Here is a 22040-nt window from a genome sequence, read left to right on the forward strand (position 1 = left end):
ATCGTCCTCGTTTCACTCCGGTCGGATTATGCTCTAAGGGCTCAGAAAAAGCCGAGTTTCTTCGGGCTGTAGCTCACCAGCATGTTCTTGGTGTTCTGGTAATGGTCCAGCATCTTCAGATGGTTTTCGCGACCGATACCCGATTGCTTGTAACCACCGAAGGCTGCATGCGCCGGATAGGCGTGGTAGCAATTGGTCCACACACGTCCTGCCTGAATGGCGCGGCCGAAGCGATAGGCGCGTGTCCCGTCGCGGGTCCAGATACCGGCACCGAGACCGTAGAGCGTGTCATTGGCAATCGACAGCGCTTCCGCATCGTCCTTGAAGGTCGCGACGGACACAACCGGTCCGAAGATTTCCTCCTGGAAAATACGCATCTTGTTGTGGCCCTTGAACACCGTCGGCTTTACGTAATAGCCGCCCGCCAGATCGCCCGGCAGAACATTGCGTTCGCCGCCAGTCAGCACTTCGGCACCTTCCTGACGACCGATGTCGAGATAGCTGAGAATCTTTTCAAGCTGCTCGCTGGAAGCCTGCGCGCCGATCATCGTTGCCGGGTCGAGCGGATCGCCCTGCACGATGGCTTCCACACGCTTTAGCGCCTTTTCCATGAATTTGTCGTAGATCGATTCATGGATAAGCGCGCGGCTTGGGCAAGTACAGACTTCACCTTGGTTGAGTGCGAACATGACAAAGCCTTCGATGGCCTTGTCGAGGAAGTCGTCATCTTCGGCAGCAACATCCTTGAAGAAGATATTCGGTGACTTGCCACCGAGTTCCAGCGTAACCGGGATGAGATTCTGGCTGGCATATTGCATGATCAGTCGACCCGTCGTCGTTTCGCCGGTGAAGGCGATCTTGGCGATGCGCGGGCTGGATGCCAGTGGTTTACCTGCCTCAAGGCCGAAACCGTTGACGACATTGATCACACCGGGCGGCAGAAGGTCGCCGATCAGATCCATAAGCACGAGGATCGATGCCGGTGTCTGTTCAGCCGGTTTCAGAACCACGCAGTTGCCTGCCGCAAGGGCCGGAGCAAGCTTCCATGTCGCCATGAGGAGTGGAAAGTTCCATGGAATGATCTGGCCGACAACGCCGAGTGGTTCATGGAAGTGATAGGCGACCGTGTCGTGGTCAATTTCGGAAATGCCACCTTCCTGGGCGCGGATCACACCGGCGAAATAGCGGAAATGGTCGATGGCCAGAGGAAGATCGGCTGCAGTGGTTTCGCGGATCGGCTTGCCGTTGTCCCAAGTTTCGGCGGCAGCGAGCGCAGGCAGATTTTCCTCAATCCTGTCAGCAATGCGATTGAGGATGAGTGCACGTTCAGCCGCACTCGTCTTGCCCCAGGCATCCTTGGCGGCATGCGCTGCATCGAGAGCCGCTTCAACGTCGGCAGCATCCGAACGGGCTACTTCGCAAAGCACCTGGCCGTTCACAGGCGAGGTGTTCTCGAAATAGCGTCCCGACTTGGGTTCGACCCATTTGCCCCCGATGAAATTTCCATAGCGCTTTGCAAAAGCCGGCTTCACTGTCCGGCTGAATTCAACCTTGTTCATGACATCCTCCCAAAACAACGCTGCTCCTACAGCGCTTCATGAGTGAGGATCGCGCGGCAGCACGAAAGAGTCATCCCGTGCATTCAAGCTCGCAAGGTTATGTGTCGCAATATTGAGACAGTTGCGCCCGCTTATTGCTGATTAGTGCGGACGAATGATCTTCAAGCGATTGAGCTTGCGATGAAGCGTGGCGCGACTGATGCCCAAAAGACCGGCTGCGGCCGAAATATTTCCTTCAGCACGCGCAAGAGCGCGCAGAATAACGCTGCGCTCTGACTCTGCCATATCTTCACGAGGGTCAGCGTGCCAGCCGAGAAGATCGGCTGCAGGCAACGGAACTGCAATAGCGGCATCGTCAAGCCCCATTGCCAGACGCGCCGCACGTGTGGCGCCGATGACCAGATCATCCTTGTCGACCGCGATCAGTGCTCCGCCGGTTCTGTCGGGGCTTGGCGCCAGCATGATACGAGCCTCGGGAAAAGCCTGCCGGAAATTTTCGGCCTCGATACGCCGTGCAGCATCAATTACAGCGACAGATATAAGCTGCGCGAATGCCTCGGTCAGATCGGCACGACACGAGGACACATCAAGCGCTGCCATCAAACGCCCCTGATGATCGTGGATCGGGGCGACCGTACAGGAAAGCCCGATATTACGCGTGTGAAAATGCTGGTCGCGATGGATTGTCAGTGGTCGCTGCTCGACAATACAGGTCCCGATGCCATTCGTACCTTCGCTCTGTTCGCTCCAGACAGCACCGGTCCAGAGCCCCCAGCGATAGAAGGTGTCGTCATCGCCCGGCGCGCCGCGACGTTCGACCGGCACGCCTTCGCTATCGGCCAGAAGCACACAACAGCCAACCCCGCCAACGGCCAGATAAAGGCGGTCCATGCTGGCTTGCGCTATACTGACAAGGCGTTCGACACGCTGATGTGCAGTCCTGAACTCACCGTCGGAAAGCGTGCGCACGGCCCCCAGTTCGGCAGGATCAAGCCCATGCAGTTCCGCCGAGCGCCGCCATGAGGCGACCAGAGCCGATCTGGCAGCGCCACCGGCTGTCATGATTGCGGATTGAATCCGATCCGCATGTATTCGGTCTTGCGGTGTGCCCATCTTTTCCTCCCAGGAAGGCTGGAACCCGCTGTCTGGAAGAATAATGACTGCTCAGAACACAACTGGCAAGTGTGACGACAGATTGAAGGCCGGTTTAGGCGACGCGTGCTGGCTTCAGATATTGCTCAAGTGAGGAAACATCCTCCGCATTGAGACGAAGCCCAAGCTTCGTACGCCGCCACAAAATATCCTCGGCGCTCACTGCCCATTCATTCTCAAGGAGATAACGCACTTCGGCTTCATAAAGATCGGCACCGAAATGCTGTCCGAGATCGGCGAGTGAAACGGCCTCCCCGAGCAAAACATCAATACGCGTTCCATATTGTCGGAACAGGCGCCGGGCATGAGCAGGTGTCAGGAAAGAATAAGCGACATTTACCTTTTGCAGCTCACGCTCAAACTCGACATCCACGAAATCACCACCGGGCAACGGTGCGGCATGGGTCCACGGCGTCCCCTTTCTGCCTAACCGATGCTCGATCTTCTCCAACATATGTTCGGCAAGCCGCCGCGCCGTGGTCAGCTTGCCGCCAAAGACATTGATCAGAGGAGCAAGCCCATCGGGCGCATCTTCTTTCAGCACATAATCGCGGGTCGCTTCCTGTGCCTTGCTTGCGCCGTCATCATAAAGCGGGCGCACACCAGAATATGTCCAGACGATATCCTCGCGCCTGATCGGCTCCTTGAAATATTCGCTGGCTGCCGCGCAGAGATAATCGGTCTCGCCATCGGTGATCGCAACCTTGGCCGGATCGCCCTGATAATCCTGATCGGTCGTGCCGATCAGAGTAAAGTCGTCCTCATAGGGAATGGCAAATATGATGCGCCCGTCATTGTTCTGGAAGAAATAGGAACGAGGATCGGAGAATTTCTTGCGCACCACGATGTGGCTACCCTGAACAAGGCGGACATTGTGAAGCTGTCGATCTCCCTCGACACCCTGCAGAACTTTGTCAGCCCAGGGACCGGCAGCATTGACCAGCAGGCGAGCGCGAACTTCCTCGCGCTCGTATGTAGCGGTATCTTCCAGCGTAATGGTCCAGTATTCCCTGTCACGGCGCGCCGCCACGACTTTTGTGCGGGTTCGGATCATCGCACCGCGATCTGCTGCATCCCTAGCGGTTAAAGCGACGAAACGCGCATCGTCTACCCAGCAATCGGAATATTCGAATGCCTTTGTAAAAAGCGGCTTCAGGGGCTGCGCTGCCGGGTCGGAGCGCATATCGAGTGTACGCGTTGCAGGAAGCTTTTTACGCCCGCCCAAATGGTCATAGAGGAACAATCCGAGCCTCAACAGCCATGCGGGACGCATTCCGCCTTTATGATAGGGCAGCACAAACCGCATCGGATGAATGATGTGTGGTGCATTGGCCCACAGCACCTCGCGCTCCATCAGCGCCTCACGCACCAGACGAAATTCGTAGTGCTCCAGATAACGCAAACCACCATGAATAAGCTTGGTTGCTCGCGACGAGGTGCCGCTTGCCAGATCGTTCATTTCGGCAAGGCCAACTGAAAATCCCCGGCCAACCGCATCACGTGCAATACCGCAGCCGTTAATGCCGCCGCCGATTACAAAAATGTCGAATAGTTTCTCTTGCGCCATGGCGAACCCCGAAGACCAGTCTCCGAAAACCAAAGCGAATATAATTCATTTAATACGAAAGCAAACCGAAAATGAAACGAACCTACATTCGTTTTTCTTCCGCCGGACTTTCTCCAAGGGTTTCGATCAGTTCGACCTCGCTTTCGCGGCACAATTCCCGCAACTGCTTCGACGGGCAGTGATCGGTGATGAAGGTATCAATCTGCGATATGTGGCCGATACGCACCGGCGCGGTCCGCTCCAGCTTTGTGGAATCGGTCACGAGAATTACATGTCGGGCATTGGCGATAATGGCCTGCGCCACTTTCACTTCGCGGAAATCAAAATCGAGCAGGGCTCCGTCCTCGTCCATGGCGGAAGCGCCGATGATCGCGTAATCAACCTTGAACTGCCGGATGAAATCAACGGCAGCTTCGCCGACAATTCCCCCATCAGACGGGCGCACGACACCACCTGCGACCACCACCTCTATCGAAGGGTGGACACGCAGCGTATTGGCAACATTGATGTTATTCGTGATGACCATCAGATTGCTGTGATCGACCAGCGCCTGACTGACAGCTTCGGTCGTAGTGCCAATATTGATGAACAAGGAAGCACCGTCCGGAATGATCTCTGCGGCAGCACGTCCAATCGATTCCTTTTCATATGCGGCGATGCGGCGTCGCGCTTCATATTCCATGTTCTCGACGCCGGACGGATAGAGTGCGCCCCCATGGATACGACGCAGCATCCGGGCGCGGCAAAGATCGTTCAAATCCTTGCGCACCGTCTGCGGCGTCACCTCGAAAGCCGTGGCAAGGTCGTCCACCAGAACCTGCCCTTGCTTGCGAGCGAGCTCAAGAATTGCGTTGTGACGAGGAGTGAGCTGCATTTTTATCCCAGAGCTGGAATTCTTCTGATTGCGTTCGGGTAATTTCGCGGTTTTTCAATAGAAAGCAACCGCTTCAGTTCGAATGGCATTGACTGCGCTTCCTTTCCAGAAGTTTTTGCCATTCATCACCCCTTGCTCACGATTTACGAAATATCAGTATAATCTCAAGTATAACCTTCGTTTACATTCTGGACGAAACAGATATTTCGATGATCAATGCTTAAACCTGAGCAACCCCTTCGATGGGCTCCATAAAATCCTCATAAACCTAATGGTTATAGGGAAACATAATATCTACATTCACTAAAAACACAAGAATACGTATTAATTCAATCATCCCTTGCTTCGAAAAGAATGAAATAAAGCAAGGGATAAGAGTGTAAATAGAGTATGATGCATTGATGCCAGCTCGACGTAAACATACAAGCAAGACTATCGAGCTGTTCAATTCAGGTAAAGGAATGCGGGGAGTGGTGTGCGGTGTTGATGCGTAACAGGCCGGGTTTGTGATGGGCTCCGGAAGGCGGGGCGGCGTCTCCGGCAGGGCCGGAATAAGAACCCGATAAAGGAACACCCGCTCTCATTTATTATGGAGAGGCGATAACCAATTCGCTTCTCCAAATTTTTTAGGCGAACGGCACCGAACCAATGAAAATCGGACGGTTCAATCGAGATCGAATTTCTCGCCGTACATTCTGTGCAGTTTGCACGCTACTTCCGTGCGGTTCGCGGCGCCGATCTTCTTCATGATGTTGTGCACGTGCGCCTTGACCGTGCCTTCGCTCATACCAAGTTCGAATGCGATGATCTTGTTCGACTTGCCAATCCGAATGGCATGGACGACTTCGATTTCTCGCGCCGTAAGCAGTTCACCCAGAACATCATCATCGATATCGGTCGGCGCGGTCTGGAAAACCATCGAAGCGGGCACATACATGCCGCCAGCAGTTGCAAGATGAATGGCCTCGACGCAGACTTTTATATCGACTGAAGTGGGGATATAGCCGCGAGCGCCGATTTCCATGGCGCGCACAACCTGCGCCCACTCCTCGCGTTCAGCAAGAAAGACCACCGGAACCGGACGCCAGAGTTCGATCACAGCCTGCAATTTTTCCGAGAAAAATGGATCCGCCAATCGTTTCGAGCCGATATTGATGAGAACAACAGCAATATCGTCCGTCGGATCCGCGAGCTCTACCGCCGCTTGTGTCTCCACAGGAAGCTTGAGGCCATTCAGCACAAGCCCATTATAAAGGCACTGCCGCTCAAGGTTGCTTTTGCATACGAGCAACATACGCCGTCCACGCGCTGCCTCAATGCTTGCGGCGTTGCCCCTATCGCCGATGCTCTCCGAAGCGGCCCAAAGGCTATCCCCTCTTGTTTCCAACATGTGATACTCCCGGCGCTACTCAAGTTGCTCTATGTTTATGCACCCAACTATTACTTTCGTCAGAGACGAGTGATTTCCTGTGCCTGGCTGGATAGACCTATGGCCTTGACTGGGGTAAATATTGCAATCGGGAAATAATCGTGTCATTAACTTATGTTAGCAATGCAGAAAAATTATGACCGTCCATAAGAACGACTTGCAGAGCGGGAGGATATAGCCTCTATATCTTTCGTTTAGTTGGTTTTCGGGCTTACAGAATTTACCGACGTAGCATGGGGCAGTTGCGTATTCCTAAATTCAAGAATACTCAAAATTCTGACGGAAAACCATTTGATGGTTTATCCGTTTTTCCAAATGCAAGATCGCATTGTGATCCTGCCGGAAATGCTTGGGAACGCATTTCGATTTGATTGAATCAAATCGCGCTCTAACTGTTCGTTTTAACGCGCATCTTTTCCGAAAAGCTATTTCATGCGTCTCGGAATACGTTCTAGTGGGTTAGAAATGCATAGTGGCAGGCAGACCACAGACCCATCGATTGAAGCGCTTATTGGTTTATTGGAGACGGCTCCAATTCTGGCCAAGCTTGAAGCGCGGGAAACAGACGCGCTTTCTTCGCTCACGGTGATTGAAAACGATTTTGCCGCCGATGCCACTATCATCGAGCAGGGTGCGCGTGTCAGAAGCATCCATCTCGTGCGTTCCGGCTGGGGGTGCGTTTATCGCGATCTGTCGAGTGGCGAACGGCAGATTATCGACTTCCCCATGCGCAGCGATTTTCTCGGCCTTCGAACCGCCGATGGATACAGCTACAACACGATCGCGGCCATCACACCGATGTCGGTTTTCGAGATTCCGCTCGCCTCGCTTGAAGCCGCTATTGAACGCGCACCGCGCCTCAGTCTGATCCTTATCGAGCTTCTTGCACGTCAACGGTCCATGTTGATCGAACACCTTACCAACATCGGATGTCGCGCCGCTTTCGTCCGAACCGCACACCTGTTTCTTGAGCTTTCCGACCGTGTGCAATCGTGTGGGATGGGCGATCCAAACTCCTTCCATTGCCCCCTGACGCAATATCAGCTTGCCGATGCTCTGGGGCTGACACCGATTCATCTCAATCGGATGCTGCGTGACCTGCGGGAGGAGGGATTGATCCTGTTTCGTTCAAATCGTGTGGAAATACTGGATCGCAAACGCGTGGTTGCTCTCGCCGAATATGACGGCGAGTTCATGCGCATGTCGGTTTTCGGAAAGAAGGATTAGAGGGGGTGAGTGCCACCCTCATTCATCTGTCCCAGAGCGATAGAAGACCCGAAGCCGGGCCTTCATTGTTTTATGAGAGCGCATCCCGAAAAGTGTGAAACGGTTTTCGGATAAGGTGCGCGTTAAAAAATACCCAGAACGCGGATCTGATTCAATCAGATCCGCGTTCTAACGCGCTTCCCGTGACAAGCGACTGCCACCCGGTCTCACGATCCAGTTCCCCCGGATTTATCGAGATCACGACACCAGTCTTGATGCGTCGCCGCAAGATGCTGTTTTCATCCGGTTCAATCCGAATTACCCCCCTATCGCAAAGCGCCTGAAGACTGGCACGAGACATTTGAAGCTCTGTCGCCAAGAGACGATCGAGCCGTATGCTTACCGGCAAGGCCACGTGCAATTCGATCTCGATTGCCTTGGAGCTTGCAGTGCCACGCGCGATGCCTTTCGCGACTTCGCACTCTGAAAACTCATCAACGCGCTGCGATTTACGTCTCAGTGCTTGGATATCGAATGCTTCCGTCCAGATCCATTGCGGATCGTTGGACTGAAGTGCCTCCAATATCTTTGGGTCTATCTCGCGAACATTCTGTCGTTCGAAGATCGGCCGGTTCCATGTTTTGTCACATGTCAGACACTTATAGATCAGCCACGCATCCAGCTTGCGGCCATTGGCATTCAGTCGAACCTTTCCGCTCGATTGAAAAGCCTTCAACTTGCCGCACCCGCTGCACGCAATCCAAGGCTGAGGGGCAATTTTCGGTGTGACGGTCCACCGTACCCGAAGAGTATTGCTCATAGTATCTCGGTCTTCCATTTTGGAAGTTCACCAAGACGGCGAATGAGGTGCCCGTTTCGGGCGCGGTATGGCGGTGTTTTGAGTGGCTGAAGAGCAGAGACAGCACAAGCTGTCTGGCACATTTGACAATGCCAAACCGGTCTCTAACCGACACCCGATGAACAAGTTCACATACCCGAAAGCTTCTTGCTTTCAGGTTGCACAGGTGAAACTGGATTGAGACCGGTATTAATTAGGCAAAGTCTACCTCAATGCGCCAATGCTCTTCGAGGAAGCGATAACATAGTATCAACTGCAAAGGTAGCCCACACTGAAGTTCTGTTGCAGGAATTGCGTCATGCAATTCGCATACAACGACTTATTGCAAGCCAATATTCTTTGATACCACAGAACTGTAAGTGAAACATCAGATGAAAGAGCGCCTGCATCTCTCAAGAAAATGGTCGGAGTGAGAGGATTCGAACCTCCGACCCCCTCGTCCCGAACGAGGTGCGCTACCAGGCTGCGCTACACTCCGTGACCATTTGGCCGTAACCATTGAGGCGGCTTATAACTCCCCAAATTTCAAGCTGCAAGTGCATCTTGCCGTTTTTTTAAATGCCTGACTTGAAAAGTCGGAAACGGCTTTCAGGCGCTCTGCATATGAAAACAGGAGCTTTTTCAGTTTGTTATCGATAAGCGTCACACAGCGGCAAAAACAGGCAATGCTCCACCGCCGAAAGCGACAAAATTAGGGTTGGCAAAACCAGCGACGCCTTCGCTAATGCGTTGACCGTAGAAGAGCGGCGCACCCTCGAATGTCGTGGTAAGACCGCCAGCGGCGCGCAAAACGGCATCGCCCGCTGCCGTATCCCATTCCATCGTCGGGCCGAAACGCGGATAGATGTCGGCCTCTCCACTAGCGATCAGGCAAAACTTCAACGACGAGCCAATGGAAACACAACTGCTGATCCCATTGTCGTTCAGAAATTTTTCCGTCTCCGGGTTCTTATGGGACCGGCTGCAGACGGCCACGCGCTCCGGCCCGTGAACACGCACTGCTATCCGACGCCGTGTTCCGACCGCATGATCTTTGGTCGTTGTTATTTCTTCAGCACCATTGCTGTGTCCGATGAACAGGCGATTGCGAACTGGCGCGTAGACAATGCCGAGAACTGGAACGCCATCCTCGATCAGACCGATATTCACCGTGAAATCGCCGTTTCGCAGCAGAAACTCACGGGTGCCGTCCAGAGGATCAACCAATAGAAACCGCCGGCCCAATTGCGAAGGCAAACGTCCCGCCGCCACTTCTTCTTCCGCCACAACAGGAATATCTGGGGCAACTGAAGCGATTGCCGCAAGAATGATGGCCTCCGCGTCGCGATCTGCTTCCGTGACGGGCGAAGCATCTTTTTTGCTCTGAACCGCGCAACCATTGGTATAGTGCCTCATGATAACGCGCCCCGCCTCCAGCGCAGCTTCCTGCAGGACGCCAAGCATCGCTTTGCCGTTTGGATCGGTTTTCGGGAAGGCTGAAATCTTCATTGCTCAGATTGACCAGGAATCGCTGCCATAACTGCCGATGATACCACGTTCGGCAAGATACTTTTCTACTTCCGCGACGAGTTCGTCAACGTCACGACCTGTCGTAGTCAGGCGAAGCTCCGGCGAAATAGGTGCTTCATAAGGAGAATCAATGCCGGTAAAAGCCTTGATCTCGCCGCGCAAAGCCTGCGCATAAAGCCCCTTCGGATCGCGGGCGATGCATTCCTCTATCGGTGTATCCACGAAAATCTCCACAAACTCACCTTCCGGCAACCGGGAGCGAATACGATCCCGCTCGGCTCGAAATGGCGAGATGAAGGAGACCAGCACCACTAGACCCGCATCGGTCATCAACCGGGCGACCTCTCCCACGCGACGGATATTCTCTGCCCGATCCTCCTCCGAGAAGCCCAGATTGCTGTTGAGACCATGGCGGACATTGTCGCCATCCAGCAAATAAGTGTGCTTACCGAGCGCGTGGAGACGCTGTTCCAGCCGGTTTGCGATGGTAGATTTACCGGAGCCGGACAGACCCGTGAACCAGAGCACAGCGGGTTTCTGGAATTTCTGTGCTGCACGTATCTGCTTGTCGAGGTCGAAGGATTGCAGGTGCACATTTGTCGCCTGCCTGAGAGCGCTATCGACCATTCCAGCGCCTACAGTCGTGTTGGTAAGCCGGTCGATCAAGACGAATGCGCCAGTCACACGATTGTCGGCGTAAGGATCGAACGCAATCTGATCCACCGTCTGGAGATGGCAAAGTCCGATCTCGTTGAGGTCGAGGCGAGACGCTACCTGACGGGTGAAGCTGTCGACATCGGTTCTGTATACAATCTCGTTGATCGTTACCGGCGTCTGATCCGTCTCGGTACGCAGGATGTAGGAACGACCGGGCTGTAATGCCTCCTCACCGAACCAGACTATATTGGCAGAGAACCGGTCGGCCACTTCGGGCCGAGCTTCCGTTCCCACCAGCATATTGCCGCGCGAAACCTCGATCTCGTCCTCCAGAACCAGTGTGATAGCCTGCCCTTCGGACGCACGCGGCAGATCACCGTCATAGGTGGCAATACGCTTTACGCGGGATGTCTTGCCTGATTTGGCAACCACGACAGGATCACCGGCGCTGATCGAACCGGATGCCACGGTGCCGGAGAAACCGCGGAAATCAAGATTGGGCCGGTTCACATATTGCACCGGAAAACGGAAAGGTTTCGCAGCCGCCTCCGTATCGATGCGCACGGTTTCCAGATGTTCGAGCAAATGCGGTCCCTCATACCAGTCCATGCGTGGCGATGGCAGGGTGACATTGTCGCCGAAACGCGCCGAAAGCGGGATCGGCTGGATACTGACAAAGCCTAGTTCTTTGGCGAAGCTCATATAGTCGGCAACGATGCGCTCGAAGGCTTTTTGCGAAAAATCGACCAGATCAATCTTGTTCACGGCCAGAACGATATGACGAATGCCAAGCGCTGAAGCGATGAAGGAATGGCGGCGCGTTTGAGTCAGCACACCCTGACGGGCATCGATGAGCACGATAGCAAGATCGGCCGTCGATGCGCCGGTTGCCATGTTACGCGTATATTGCGCATGACCCGGCGTGTCCGCGACGATGAATTTGCGGCGTGGCGTCGAAAAGAAGCGATAGGCGACATCAATGGTGATCCCCTGCTCCCGCTCGGCTTCCAGCCCGTCGACCAGCAACGCAAAATCGAAGTCGTCATCCGTGGTGCCAAACTTGCGGCTATCGTTCTTCAATGAAGCAAGTTGATCCTCGAAGATCAGTTTCGTGTCGTAGAGCAGACGCCCGATGAGCGTCGACTTACCATCATCTACTGACCCGCAGGTGAGAAAGCGCAGAAGTGTCTTTCGCTCCTGATCGGCCAGAAAATCGCTGACTGCGGCGTTGGCCGCAACAGGCTTGATTACCACATTCATCAGAAATAGCCCTCGCGCTTCTTTTTCTCCATCGATCCGGCTTCATCACGATCAATGGCGCGGCCTTGCCGCTCGGATGTACGGGCAATCAGCATTTCCTCGACAATATCGGAAAGGTCCGCAGCACTTGATTCAATCGCGCCAGTCAGCGGATAGCAGCCGAGCGTGCGGAATCGCACCAGACGGTTTTCCACCTGCTCGCCCGGACGCAGCTTCATTCGGTCATCGTCGACCATGATCAGCATGCCATCGCGTTCGACCACCGGACGATGCGCCGCAAAATAAAGCGGCACGATGGGGATATTCTCCTGCAGGATATATTGCCAGATATCGAGTTCAGTCCAGTTCGACAGCGGAAACACGCGGATCGACTCCCCGGCGGAAACACGCGTATTGTAGATTTTCCACATTTCCGGACGCTGGTTCTTGGGGTCCCAGCCATGTTGCGCGTTACGGAAAGAAAAGATGCGCTCCTTGGCGCGCGATTTCTCCTCGTCGCGACGGGCACCACCAAAGGCGGCATCGAACTGGTACCTGTCGAGCGCCTGCCGCAAAGCGACGGTCTTCATCACATGCGTGTGGACATTCGATCCATGGCTAAAAGGACCAATACCCTCGCGCACGCCATCTTCGTTGATATGAACGAGCAACTCAAAACCCTTTTCACGTGCCTGAGCATCGCGAAACTCGATCATCTCGCGAAACTTCCATGTCGTATCAACATGCAGAAAGGGAAAGGGCGGCGGCGCTGGATAAAATGCCTTCATCGCCAGATGCAGCATCACCGACGAATCCTTACCGACCGAGTAAAGCATCACCGGATTGGAGAAGGTTGCTGCAACCTCACGAAAAATATGGATCGCTTCCGCCTCAAGGCGCTGCAGATGCGTCAGGTTCTTGGTCAGGGATGCATGATGCACGACTAATTACTCCCGGCAACCGGATGGGGACTCGATACTGGCGGGAGGGATGGCCCAAGGTCAGGAGATGGCCTTCATCCGGCGCAGATGCGGCAAAAGCCACGGTGCGCGCATTGTCGTGAAATGATGCGGAAAAGTGAAAGAACCCTATCGCGTATTGCGACCGGCTTGCGCGAAAAACTTACCGTATTTGCAAGCCGGACCGGAACAAACTTGCGCGCGCTGGAAAAAGCTGATTTTTGGTCAAGTCACGGAAAATCATACAATTTTTGTGATATTTAACGGGTTTTCGCTCAGGAGCTGCCCGTCATTCGGACAGCTCCTGAGCAAATTATTACCTGGCGAGGCTCGCCTGAACATCGTTCAGCGTCGCTTCGAGCGCGGACACCATCGTATCGATCTGCTGATCGTTGATGATGAGCGGCGGACAGAAGGCAAGCGTGTCGCCCATTGCGCGCGAAATGACACCCCGCTCCTGAAGCGCTGCATTTGCCTGAGCGCCCAGTGCACCAGCCTGTTCAAGACCTGTCTTGGCCTGCTTGTCGGTGACAAGCTCGACACCGGCAATGAGACCAACACCACGCACTTCGCCGACCAAAGGATGATCCTGCAGTTCGCGCAAGCGCTTCTGCATATAGGTTCCGCGGTCACGCGCATTGGCGACCAGATCACGCTCTTCGATAATGGCAAGGTTTTCCAGCGCGACTGCTGCTGCCACCGGATGGCCTGATGCGGTGAAGCCCGTACCAAGCGTACCGATCTTGTGGCTTTCTTCGGCAATCGGTGCGTAGACACGCTCATTGATAAGGAAGGCTGAAATCGGCAGATAGGATGATGAAAGCTGCTTCGACATGACCAAAATGTCCGGTTTCATGTCGAAAGTCTGGCTGCCGAACAAGTTGCCCGTCCGTCCGAAACCGCAAATGACTTCGTCAGCCACCAGAAGAATATTGTAGCGTTTGAGAACCGCCTGCACCTTTTCCCAATAGGTTTTCGGCGGCACAACCACGCCGCCAGCGCCCATCACCGGCTCTCCGATGAAAGCGGCGATGGTGTGCGGGCCTTCCGCGATGATCAACTGTTCCAGTTCATCCGCCAGTCGCGTTGCGAACTGTTCCTCGCTCTCGCCTGCCTGCCCTTCTCGATAATGATGCGGACAACCCGTATGCAGAATGCGGTCGATCGGCAGATCGAAGGAGCGGTGATTATTGGGCAGACCAGTCAGGCTGGCGGAGGCAATCGTCACGCCATGATAGCCGCGCTTGCGCGATATGATTTTCTTGCGCTCCGGTTCGCCCAGCGCATTGGAGCGATACCAGATCAGCTTGATGACAGTATCATTGGCTTCAGAACCTGAATTGGTGAAATAAGCCTTGCTCATCGGCACTGGAGCCATCGAGACGAGCTTTTCAGCCAAGTCGATAACCGGACCGTGCGAACGATAGGAGAATGTATGATAGAAGGGCAGCTTCTTCATCTGCCGTGCGGCGGCTTCAGCCAGACGTGGTTCCGAAAAGCCCACGCCGACGCTCCACAGTCCTGACATCGCTTCAATGTAGCGCTTGCCAGCAACATCCTCGACGTAAATGCCATCGCCACGCTCGATGACAAGCGGGCCCTCCGCTTCAAGGCGGACCGCATCAGTGTAAGAATGGAGATGATAACGGATATCGCGGGCTTCTAGAGAGTTTGGCTGAGCAGTCATTCATTAATCCTCCGGGAAAGATAATGAATTAGTAGCCCGTTTCAGAAAAAGCGCAAACCGGAAAGCCGCTGAAAATTGCCCTTCGGATCAAACCGCCGAGGGACTTGGAAGAGATTTAGAGAAGACCAAACGTGCGGGCTTTGGCGACCGCCTGAACCTTATTGACCGCGACCAGTTTTGTAAGCACGTTGCTGATGTGAAAATTCACCGTGCGTGTAGAAATGTTGAGGATGGTGCCGATGATCTCGGCAGTCTTTCCCTCACTCGTCCAACGCAGAATTTCCCGTTCACGCATCGTCAGGTTCACTTCCGAAACGCAATTCATCGTCGGAACATCGAGATGTTCATACATCGAAAGATGCAAAAGATTGGCTGCGATCTGCATCTGACGCCGCAACATTGAAATCTCGCCGGAAGATAATGCCGGGCCATTTCTCAGGAAAGAAAGCATTCCGAACACGCCCTGCGCCGCCCAGCACGGCTGGGAAATTCCAACCTCAGACCGAAGCGCTGTGCATCCGCCCAGATCTGTGGCGCATCTGCAAACAGCTTTGCTGACCAGACCAGCGGCTCGATGCTGTTCAATCCCTTGCGAACCAATGGGTCCAGATCCGCATATTTTCTGGCCGCATAGTGATCGATCCATTCTTGCGGCAATGAACCAAAGCTAAGCCATTTAACCACACCGTTTAACAAAGGAACGCGCATGACATAGGCCGTGTGTGCAAAACCGCACTGCTTGGCATAGGCATTTATGTATTCAAGGAGCTGTCCGGCATCGTCAGCAGATTGCATGGACTCATAGATTTGTTCCCATTTCATTGCAGACTTCCCAACGAAAAATATAACTATTGATGATTATTGAAATTCGACGCACTTAAATAAAACGCCAACAAATCACTAACACATCCCTGTATTTTTCTCTATATACTATTGTGAAATATACAAATCTCCACCATGTAAATATTACAGTGAACTAAATTATGATTTACTTTAATAAATACTTAATAATTACATAGAACAACATCAATCTTAAAGCGCATCCCGAAGAATATGAAACGATTTTCGGAACAATATACGCATCAAAACAAACAGTTGAGACGCACCGATCTGATCCAATCAGATCGAAATGCGCTCTAAACGACAACTAAATCAGCGCTCCACAACATAAAATAACAGGCTGACGCCGCCACGTCTGCTGATCTGCAGTCGATAAACAACTACAAACCAGCCGAACGCACGCGGCGCATCTGTCAGAAATACGAGTATATGAGATTAAGTTAATTGAGCCGCGACATTCATCATGCCGCAGCCTCTTCGGCAGCCGCACCCGGTGTGTAGTTGAGGATCGGCGCAAGCCAGCGCTCGACCTCCTCAACCGCCATTCCCTTGCGGCTTGCGTAATCCTCGACCTGATCGCGCTCGACCTTGGCCACACCGAAATAATAGCTTTCCGGGTGTCCTATATAGAGGCCCGAAACCGACGAGCCCGGCCACATCGCATAGCTTTCCGTCAGTTCCACGCCCGTATTCGCGGTGGCGTCCAAAAGGCGGAACAGCGCGGTCTTTTCGGTATGGTCCGGCTGGGAGGGATAGCCCGGAGCCGGACGAATACCCTTGTAAGGCTCGCCGATCAGTTCTTCGGGCGTATAGGTTTCGTCAGCCGAATAGGCCCAGAACTCCTTACGCACGCGCTCATGCATCAGTTCCGCAAAGGCTTCGGCAAAACGGTCGGCCAGCGCCTTCACCAGAATCGCGGAATAATCGTCATTGGCGCGTTCGAAACGCTCGGCAATGGCCACCTCGCCAATGCCTGCCGTAACGACGAAACCGCCGACATAATCCTGCTTTCCGCTTTCGACCGGCGCCACAAAGTCGGACATGGCGACATTCGGACGGCCATCGCGCTTGCTAAGCTGCTGGCGCAAGGTGAAGAAGGTCGCAAGTTCCTCTTTCCGGCTCTCGTCGGTGAACAGCCGGATATCGTCGCCCACCGCATTGGCTGGCCAGAAGCCGACCACGGCTTTCGGCGTGAACCATTTTTCGTCGATGATTTTCTTCAGCATGGCCTGCGCATCGGACCAGAGCTGGCGTGCGGCCTCACCCTGCTTTTCGTCCTCAAGAATCGCCGGATAACGCCCTTTCATCTCCCAGGTCTGGAAGAACGGCGTCCAGTCGATATAGCGGGCGATCTCTGCCAGATCATAACCATCGAAGGTTTTGGTGCCGGTAAAAGTCGGCTTTGTCGGAACAAAACTCTCCCAGTCGAGCTTATGTGCATTAGCACGGGCACGAGCGATCGGGAGACGCTGCTTTTCCGCTTCGTTGCGCGCATGAGCGGCTGCGACCTTGGCGTATTCCCCGCGCAGACCGTCGACATAGGTCTGCTTGCCTTCCGGTGAGAGCAGGCTGGATACGACACCAACAGCGCGGCTGGCATCGATGACATAGACTGCCTGTCCGCGTTCATAGCGCGGATGAATCTTCACCGCCGTATGGACACGGCTGGTCGTCGCGCCGCCGATCAGAAGCGGAATGTCAAAACCCTCGCGCTCCATTTCAGCCGCGACATGCGCCATCTCGTCAAGCGAAGGCGTGATGAGACCGGAAAGACCGATGATATCCACCTTTTCGTCACGTGCAACTTGCAGAATTTTCTGCGATGGCACCATGACACCGAGATCGATGATTTCGTAATTGTTGCAGGCAAGCACGACGCCGACGATATTCTTGCCAATATCGTGCACATCGCCCTTTACGGTCGCCATCAGCACCTTGCCGGCGCTCTGACGTTCGCTGCCGCTGACCCCATTTTCAGCATTGCGGCGCTTTTCCTCCTCCATATAGGGCAGGAGGACGGCCACAGCCTGCTTCATCACGCGGGCGGACTTGACCACCTGGGGCAGGAACATCTTGCCCGCGCCGAACAGGTCACCGACCACATTCATGCCAGCCATCAACGGGCCTTCGATAACATGCAACGGACGCGCGGCGGCTTGACGCGCCTCTTCCGTATCGGCTTCGATATATTCGGTAATGCCGTTGACCAGCGCATGTGCAAGGCGCTTTTCCACCGGCCATTCGCGCCAGGTGAGATCCTGCACCCTGGCTTCCTTGGAACCTGAATCGCGGAAGCGCTCGGCGAGTTCCAGCAGACGTTCCGTCGCATCTGAACGGCGGTTCAGCACTACATCCTCGCAGGCCTCACGCAACTCCGGATCGATGGCATCGTAAACCGCGAGCTGACCGGCATTGACGATACCCATATCCATCCCCGCCTGAATGGCGTGATACAGGAAGACAGCGTGCATCGCTTCGCGCACAGGTTCGTTGCCGCGAAACGAGAAGGACAGGTTCGACACGCCGCCCGAGATGTGGACATGCGGCAAGGTCGCCATGATCTGCCGGGTCGCTTCGATGAAATCGACGCCATAATTATTGTGTTCGTCGATACCCGTCGCCACTGCGAAGATGTTCGGATCGAAAATGATGTCTTCCGGGGGAAAACCAACCTGTTCGGTCAGGATATTGTACGCGCGGGTACAGATTTCAATTTTGCGCGCTTCGGTATCGGCCTGTCCGGTTTCATCGAATGCCATCACCACGACCGCCGCACCATAGGCGCGAACAAGCTTTGCATGATGAATGAAGGCTTCCTCGCCTTCCTTCATCGAGATGGAATTGACCACCGGCTTGCCCTGAACGCATTTCAGACCGGCCTCGATCACCTCCCATTTGGAGCTGTCGATCATGATCGGCACGCGGGCGATATCCGGCTCGGCAGCGATCAGATTGAGGAATTCGACCATCGCCTTTTCGGAATCGATCAGGCCTTCATCCATGTTGATATCGATAATCTGGGCGCCATTGACCACCTGATCGCGCGCGACATCAAGAGCGGCGGCAAAGTCACCGGCCTTGATCAGCTTGCGGAACCGGGCCGAGCCGGTGACGTTGGTGCGCTCACCGACATTGACGAAGGGAATATCCTCGGTCAGCGTGAAGGGCTCAAGACCCGAAAGGCGCATCAGCGGCGCGACCTTGGCAGGCTTGCGCGGCGGGTGTTTTGCAACAGCCTCAGCAATGGCGCGGATATGTTCCGGCGTCGAGCCACAGCACCCCCCGACCACATTGACCAAACCATCACGCGCAAAGTCTTCGATCTGCGCAGCCATTGCTTCCGGCGTTTCGTCATACTGGCCGAACTCGTTCGGCAGGCCGGCATTCGGATAGGCGCAGATAAACGTATCAGCGATGTTCGACAATTCGTCGAGATGGGCGCGCATGGCGTTTGCGCCGAGCGCGCAATTGAGACCGATAGTAAACGGCTTGGCGTGACGCAGCGAGTGCCAGAAAGCCGTTGGCGTCTGGCCGGACAGGGTGCGGCCGGAAAGATCGGTGATCGTGCCGGAAATCATCACCGGCAGGAAGATGCCCTTTTCCTCGAACACTTGTTCCGATGCAAAGACTGCCGCCTTGGCATTCAGCGTGTCGAAGATGGTTTCGATCAGGATGATGTCGGAACCGCCATCGATCAGCCCCCGGATTTGCTCGGCATAGGCAATGCGCAGATCGTCGAAGGTAACAGCGCGGTAACCGGGATTGTTGACATCCGGCGACAGTGAAGCCGTGCGGTTTGTCGGCCCCAAAGCGCCTGCGACGAAACGGCGGCGGCCGTCCCTCTGCTCGGCGCGCAAGGCGGCGCGACGCGCAAGGCGCGCACCGTCGCGGTTCAGCTCATAGACCTGCTCTTCCATGCCGTAATCGGCCTGGGCAATCGTCGTAGAAGAAAAGGTATTCGTTTCGAGAATATCCGCGCCCGCAATGGCGTAGGCGTAATGGATTTCTTCGATAGCCTTGGGCTGGGTCAGGGTCAGAAGGTCGTTATTCCCCTGAAGCTGACAGTCGCAAGCACCGAAGCGCTCGCCGCGGAAATGCTCCTCATGAAAACCGAGCCCCTGAATCTGCGTTCCCATCGCACCATCAAGGATCAGGATGCGCTCGCGCGCTGCCTTGGTGAGAGCTGCCAGTACTTCGGAACCATCCGGCTGCGCTGCCGTTGCACCAAAAAGACCATCGAGGGAAGAGGCCATAAAACACCGCCTGTATTCAATCTGTTATCAGACAATAGGTCTGTTTGAGACAAACCGGCCTAAATTGCCTGTCATACGCACACTGCGAAAGTCGTTTAATGACATAAACATATCTTTATGTCAATTCGGCGAAGCCATTCTCCATCCTGTAATCGAGCATCACCCATCTGTTGCCAGCTCGAAGAAATCGTGACTTCGCAGGGCCACCGCTGCGCCACAATATCCGGGCAAAATAAGGCTGGGGACGATATGTGCTGTTCATTTTTACGCGCATCTTATCCGAAAACCGTTTCACACTTTTCGGTATGCGCTGTGAGGAGAGACCTATGAAAAGGTTTACTTATTCCCTGTTTGCCGCATGTTTGTCACTCGGCATGGGATTGTCCGCTGTTGCCGGGACTGCAAATGCGGCACAGCCGTCTCTGATGGCGACACCATCCGCACAGACTTCGGCACCGAATGTGCAGAATATTCAATATTACGACCATCGCGACGACCATCGCTATTGGCGTGAACAGCGTCGTTACTGGCGGCACGACCGTCCTTACCATCGGTATGATCGTCGTTATTGGGGGCCACCTCCCGCCTATCGCTACCGTCCAGCTCCGGTCTATCGGGGTGGCAACCCGCATGTGCGTTGGTGCTACAATCGTTATCGCTCTTATCGAGCCTACGATAACACGTTCCAGCCCAATTACGGGCCGCGGCGCCAGTGCTACTCGCCATATCTCTGAATCAAAAAAGCCCCGGATAGTCCGGGGCTTTTTCCTGAATGAAATAATTTAGAAATCAGGTGACGTAGGCACCGATTGAAGCCGCAACCAGACCGATCGCAACCGCGATCATCACACCATAAACGCGCGGCCTGTCAAACAGGACGGCAAACGCCGCGAACCAACTGACAACCGCAGCGCCCAGCGCGAATAAAAAGCCCGGCTTGTCACCGTGATACAGGTTTGCCGCCATGAGGCCGCCGATAATCAGCGCACCAAAAACGATCATCAACCCTGTGGCATATCGCTCGTAATCGTCCATTTAAATTCCTCGGTTCCGCTCCCACCGTGACAGGTGCCGGAAACTCTCGTCAATCCGTTTGGCCATTTAAGGGCATTGGCCGGTTGCCATCACACAATCATTATTCGTGACGTTCTTCAACCATTTCACTGCGCCAATTTCCGCAATTGTTACGACTTTTCACTTGAACGTTCTTATCGTTGCCCGTTAACCGGCATTTGTTCCATTCAAAACCATGCTAATATTATTTCCATGGAATCGTCAGGCATCACCATTTTCGAAACAGAGATCGGACCGTGCGGCATTGCCTGGCGCGGCCAGAAGATTGTGGGTGTCGAGATCGGAGATGCCGACGAGAAGGAAACTCGCTACCGGCTGGGCGAGCGGTTCCCTGGTGCCGAAGATATCAACCTGCCCTCCTTCGTCAGCAATGCAATTCGGGGTGTGCGCGCGCTTCTGACAGGCGCCGATGTCGATTTTTCAGGTACACCGCTGGCGCTAGATACCCAACCCGATCTCAACCGACAGGTCTATGAAATCATCCTTGAGCTGAAACCGGGCGAGACGACGACCTATGGTGCGATTGCCCGGCGACTTGGTGATGTCAGCCTCTCGCAGGCTGTCGGCTATGCACTGGGCAAAAACCCGTTCCCGATCATTGTACCATGCCATCGGGTTCTCGGCTCCAATGGTAAAGTAGGCGGCTTTTCGGCGGCTGGCGGAACTGCAACCAAGCTCAAGCTTCTCAATATCGAGCGAGCAAAAACGTCCAGCGAGCCTGATCTGTTCGGCGGCCTGCCGCTGCAGGAAAAACCACTGACCGACTGGTAGCTATTTTTACGCATTTCCGAACGCAAGACCGCTTTGCGCTTTTGGCTCGAAAATGCTTTAGCGCTTGTCCGTCACAACATCGGCTGAAAAGCGCAATTCGCGCATCGGACGCACCAGTTGCGTCGTCGCGTCATAGGTCGGATGCTTTTTGAAAGCGAAAAGCGCTTCCTCATCTTTGAACTCGGCATAGACCACGAGATCAATGCGGTCGCACATCGGATCGACCCTGGAATTTGGCAGAACTTCAAAAAGGTCAGCATGGGGAATGGTGCCGAGTTGCTCCAACCCCTTTTTGACTGTCTCTATATCCTGACCTTCTTTGACGCTGAAGAAAACAATATGCCGGATCACGCCGCGACTCCCTGAATTTGGTGAGGCGTGTCTAGCGCATCAAAGCGCTCAGAA

16 protein-coding genes, 1 tRNA gene and 1 pseudogene are annotated in these 22040 nt (G+C 54.4%); 3 read left to right on the forward strand and 15 right to left on the reverse strand.

All coding sequences use genetic code 11. The features are described from left to right. Positions 1–41: 41 nt before the first annotated feature. From adh to FIB18_RS08550, 5 genes are all read right to left on the reverse strand, one after another. Positions 42–1559 (reverse strand): aldehyde dehydrogenase, encoded by a 1518-nt coding sequence (gene adh / locus FIB18_RS08530; RefSeq protein ID WP_140020284.1) that lies wholly within the window; start codon positions 1557–1559, stop codon positions 42–44. A gap of 141 nt (positions 1560–1700) precedes the next feature. Next, on the reverse strand, positions 1701–2672 hold the full coding sequence (locus FIB18_RS08535) for a GAF domain-containing protein (protein WP_140020285.1): 972 nt from the start codon (positions 2670–2672) through the stop codon (positions 1701–1703). A 94-nt stretch (positions 2673–2766) separates the two neighbouring features. Beyond that, positions 2767–4278: a glycerol-3-phosphate dehydrogenase gene (gene glpD, locus FIB18_RS08540; protein WP_140020286.1), complete on the reverse strand. Its 1512-nt coding sequence runs from the start codon at positions 4276–4278 to the stop codon at positions 2767–2769. An 82-nt stretch (positions 4279–4360) separates the two neighbouring features. Then, positions 4361–5152, reverse strand: a complete 792-nt coding sequence (locus FIB18_RS08545; protein WP_140020287.1) for a DeoR/GlpR family DNA-binding transcription regulator — start codon at positions 5150–5152, stop codon at positions 4361–4363. Between the two features lie 664 nt (positions 5153–5816). Further along, complete coding sequence (locus FIB18_RS08550) at positions 5817–6542, reverse strand: response regulator transcription factor (protein ID WP_140020288.1); 726 nt, start codon at positions 6540–6542, stop codon at positions 5817–5819. Between the two features lie 504 nt (positions 6543–7046). Between FIB18_RS08550 and FIB18_RS08555 the strand changes: the two genes are divergently transcribed. Beyond that, positions 7047–7808: a Crp/Fnr family transcriptional regulator gene (locus FIB18_RS08555; RefSeq protein ID WP_140020289.1), complete on the forward strand. Its 762-nt coding sequence runs from the start codon at positions 7047–7049 to the stop codon at positions 7806–7808. Positions 7809–7959: 151 nt separating this feature from the next. On the opposite strand, the gene FIB18_RS08560 is transcribed toward FIB18_RS08555, so the two are convergent. From FIB18_RS08560 to metH, 8 genes and pseudogenes are all read right to left on the reverse strand, one after another. Then, the gene (locus FIB18_RS08560; RefSeq protein WP_140020290.1) at positions 7960–8607 is read right to left on the reverse strand and encodes a DUF1062 domain-containing protein; all 648 of its coding nucleotides are present in this window, start codon (positions 8605–8607) and stop codon (positions 7960–7962) included. Positions 8608–9047: 440 nt separating this feature from the next. Continuing rightward, a tRNA-Pro gene (locus FIB18_RS08565) sits at positions 9048–9124 on the reverse strand. Between the two features lie 164 nt (positions 9125–9288). Next, positions 9289–10134, reverse strand: coding sequence for a 3'(2'),5'-bisphosphate nucleotidase CysQ (gene cysQ / locus FIB18_RS08570; protein ID WP_140020291.1), 846 nt, complete (start codon positions 10132–10134; stop codon positions 9289–9291). A gap of 3 nt (positions 10135–10137) precedes the next feature. Further along, entirely contained in the window at positions 10138–12072 is a 1935-nt protein-coding gene (gene cysN / locus FIB18_RS08575) for a sulfate adenylyltransferase subunit CysN (protein WP_140020292.1), read from the reverse strand. Next, on the reverse strand, positions 12072–12992 hold the full coding sequence (gene cysD / locus FIB18_RS08580; RefSeq protein WP_140020293.1) for a sulfate adenylyltransferase subunit CysD: 921 nt from the start codon (positions 12990–12992) through the stop codon (positions 12072–12074). The genes cysN and cysD overlap by 1 nt, the downstream gene beginning before the upstream one ends. A 334-nt stretch (positions 12993–13326) precedes the next feature. Then, complete coding sequence (locus FIB18_RS08585) at positions 13327–14697, reverse strand: aspartate aminotransferase family protein (protein WP_140020294.1); 1371 nt, start codon at positions 14695–14697, stop codon at positions 13327–13329. Positions 14698–14812: 115 nt separating this feature from the next. Continuing rightward, positions 14813–15519, reverse strand: a pseudogene (locus tag FIB18_RS08590) (LuxR family transcriptional regulator). Positions 15520–15998: 479 nt separating this feature from the next. Further along, positions 15999–19790 carry a methionine synthase gene (gene metH / locus FIB18_RS08595; RefSeq protein ID WP_140020295.1) on the reverse strand — a complete coding sequence of 1264 codons (3792 nt, stop codon included), beginning with the start codon at positions 19788–19790 and terminating at the stop codon, positions 15999–16001. Positions 19791–20116: 326 nt separating this feature from the next. Between metH and FIB18_RS08600 the strand changes: the two genes are divergently transcribed. Next, positions 20117–20524 (forward strand): BA14K family protein, encoded by a 408-nt coding sequence (locus FIB18_RS08600; RefSeq protein ID WP_140020296.1) that lies wholly within the window; start codon positions 20117–20119, stop codon positions 20522–20524. 55 nt (positions 20525–20579) lie between these two features. Here the strand turns inward: FIB18_RS08600 and FIB18_RS08605 are convergent, their stop codons facing one another. After that, positions 20580–20825, reverse strand: a complete 246-nt coding sequence (locus tag FIB18_RS08605; protein ID WP_140020297.1) for a hypothetical protein — start codon at positions 20823–20825, stop codon at positions 20580–20582. Positions 20826–21056: 231 nt separating this feature from the next. Here FIB18_RS08605 and FIB18_RS08610 point away from each other — a divergent pair, with 231 nt between their 5' ends. After that, positions 21057–21635, forward strand: a complete 579-nt coding sequence (locus tag FIB18_RS08610; protein ID WP_140020298.1) for a methylated-DNA--[protein]-cysteine S-methyltransferase — start codon at positions 21057–21059, stop codon at positions 21633–21635. 57 nt (positions 21636–21692) lie between these two features. Here FIB18_RS08610 and FIB18_RS08615 read toward each other — a convergent pair whose 3' ends face one another. Next, positions 21693–21986, reverse strand: coding sequence for a Dabb family protein (locus tag FIB18_RS08615; protein ID WP_125300560.1), 294 nt, complete (start codon positions 21984–21986; stop codon positions 21693–21695). Between the last annotated feature and the right edge of the window lie 54 nt (positions 21987–22040).

Origin of the sequence: Brucella pecoris, assembly GCF_006376675.1 — a bacterium.
GTDB classification, from domain to species: Bacteria; Pseudomonadota; Alphaproteobacteria; order Rhizobiales; family Rhizobiaceae; genus Brucella; species Brucella pecoris.

What these genes read in the sequence shown, in the direction of transcription:
- FIB18_RS08560 (WP_140020290.1), bottom strand. Translation starts at nt 8,607, where the DNA reads ATGAGCAATACTCTTCGGGTACGGTGGACCGTCACACCGAAAATTGCC.
- FIB18_RS08600 (WP_140020296.1), top strand. Translation starts at nt 20,117, where the DNA reads ATGAAAAGGTTTACTTATTCCCTGTTTGCCGCATGTTTGTCACTCGGC.
- FIB18_RS08605 (WP_140020297.1), bottom strand. Translation starts at nt 20,825, where the DNA reads ATGGACGATTACGAGCGATATGCCACAGGGTTGATGATCGTTTTTGGT.
- FIB18_RS08555 (WP_140020289.1), top strand. Translation starts at nt 7,047, where the DNA reads ATGCATAGTGGCAGGCAGACCACAGACCCATCGATTGAAGCGCTTATT.
- FIB18_RS08585 (WP_140020294.1), bottom strand. Translation starts at nt 14,697, where the DNA reads ATGACTGCTCAGCCAAACTCTCTAGAAGCCCGCGATATCCGTTATCAT.
- cysQ (WP_140020291.1), bottom strand. Translation starts at nt 10,134, where the DNA reads ATGAAGATTTCAGCCTTCCCGAAAACCGATCCAAACGGCAAAGCGATG.
- FIB18_RS08535 (WP_140020285.1), bottom strand. Translation starts at nt 2,672, where the DNA reads ATGGGCACACCGCAAGACCGAATACATGCGGATCGGATTCAATCCGCA.
- metH (WP_140020295.1), bottom strand. Translation starts at nt 19,790, where the DNA reads ATGGCCTCTTCCCTCGATGGTCTTTTTGGTGCAACGGCAGCGCAGCCG.
- adh (WP_140020284.1), bottom strand. Translation starts at nt 1,559, where the DNA reads ATGAACAAGGTTGAATTCAGCCGGACAGTGAAGCCGGCTTTTGCAAAG.
- FIB18_RS08550 (WP_140020288.1), bottom strand. Translation starts at nt 6,542, where the DNA reads ATGTTGGAAACAAGAGGGGATAGCCTTTGGGCCGCTTCGGAGAGCATC.
- FIB18_RS08610 (WP_140020298.1), top strand. Translation starts at nt 21,057, where the DNA reads ATGGAATCGTCAGGCATCACCATTTTCGAAACAGAGATCGGACCGTGC.
- FIB18_RS08545 (WP_140020287.1), bottom strand. Translation starts at nt 5,152, where the DNA reads ATGCAGCTCACTCCTCGTCACAACGCAATTCTTGAGCTCGCTCGCAAG.
- glpD (WP_140020286.1), bottom strand. Translation starts at nt 4,278, where the DNA reads ATGGCGCAAGAGAAACTATTCGACATTTTTGTAATCGGCGGCGGCATT.
- cysN (WP_140020292.1), bottom strand. Translation starts at nt 12,072, where the DNA reads ATGAATGTGGTAATCAAGCCTGTTGCGGCCAACGCCGCAGTCAGCGAT.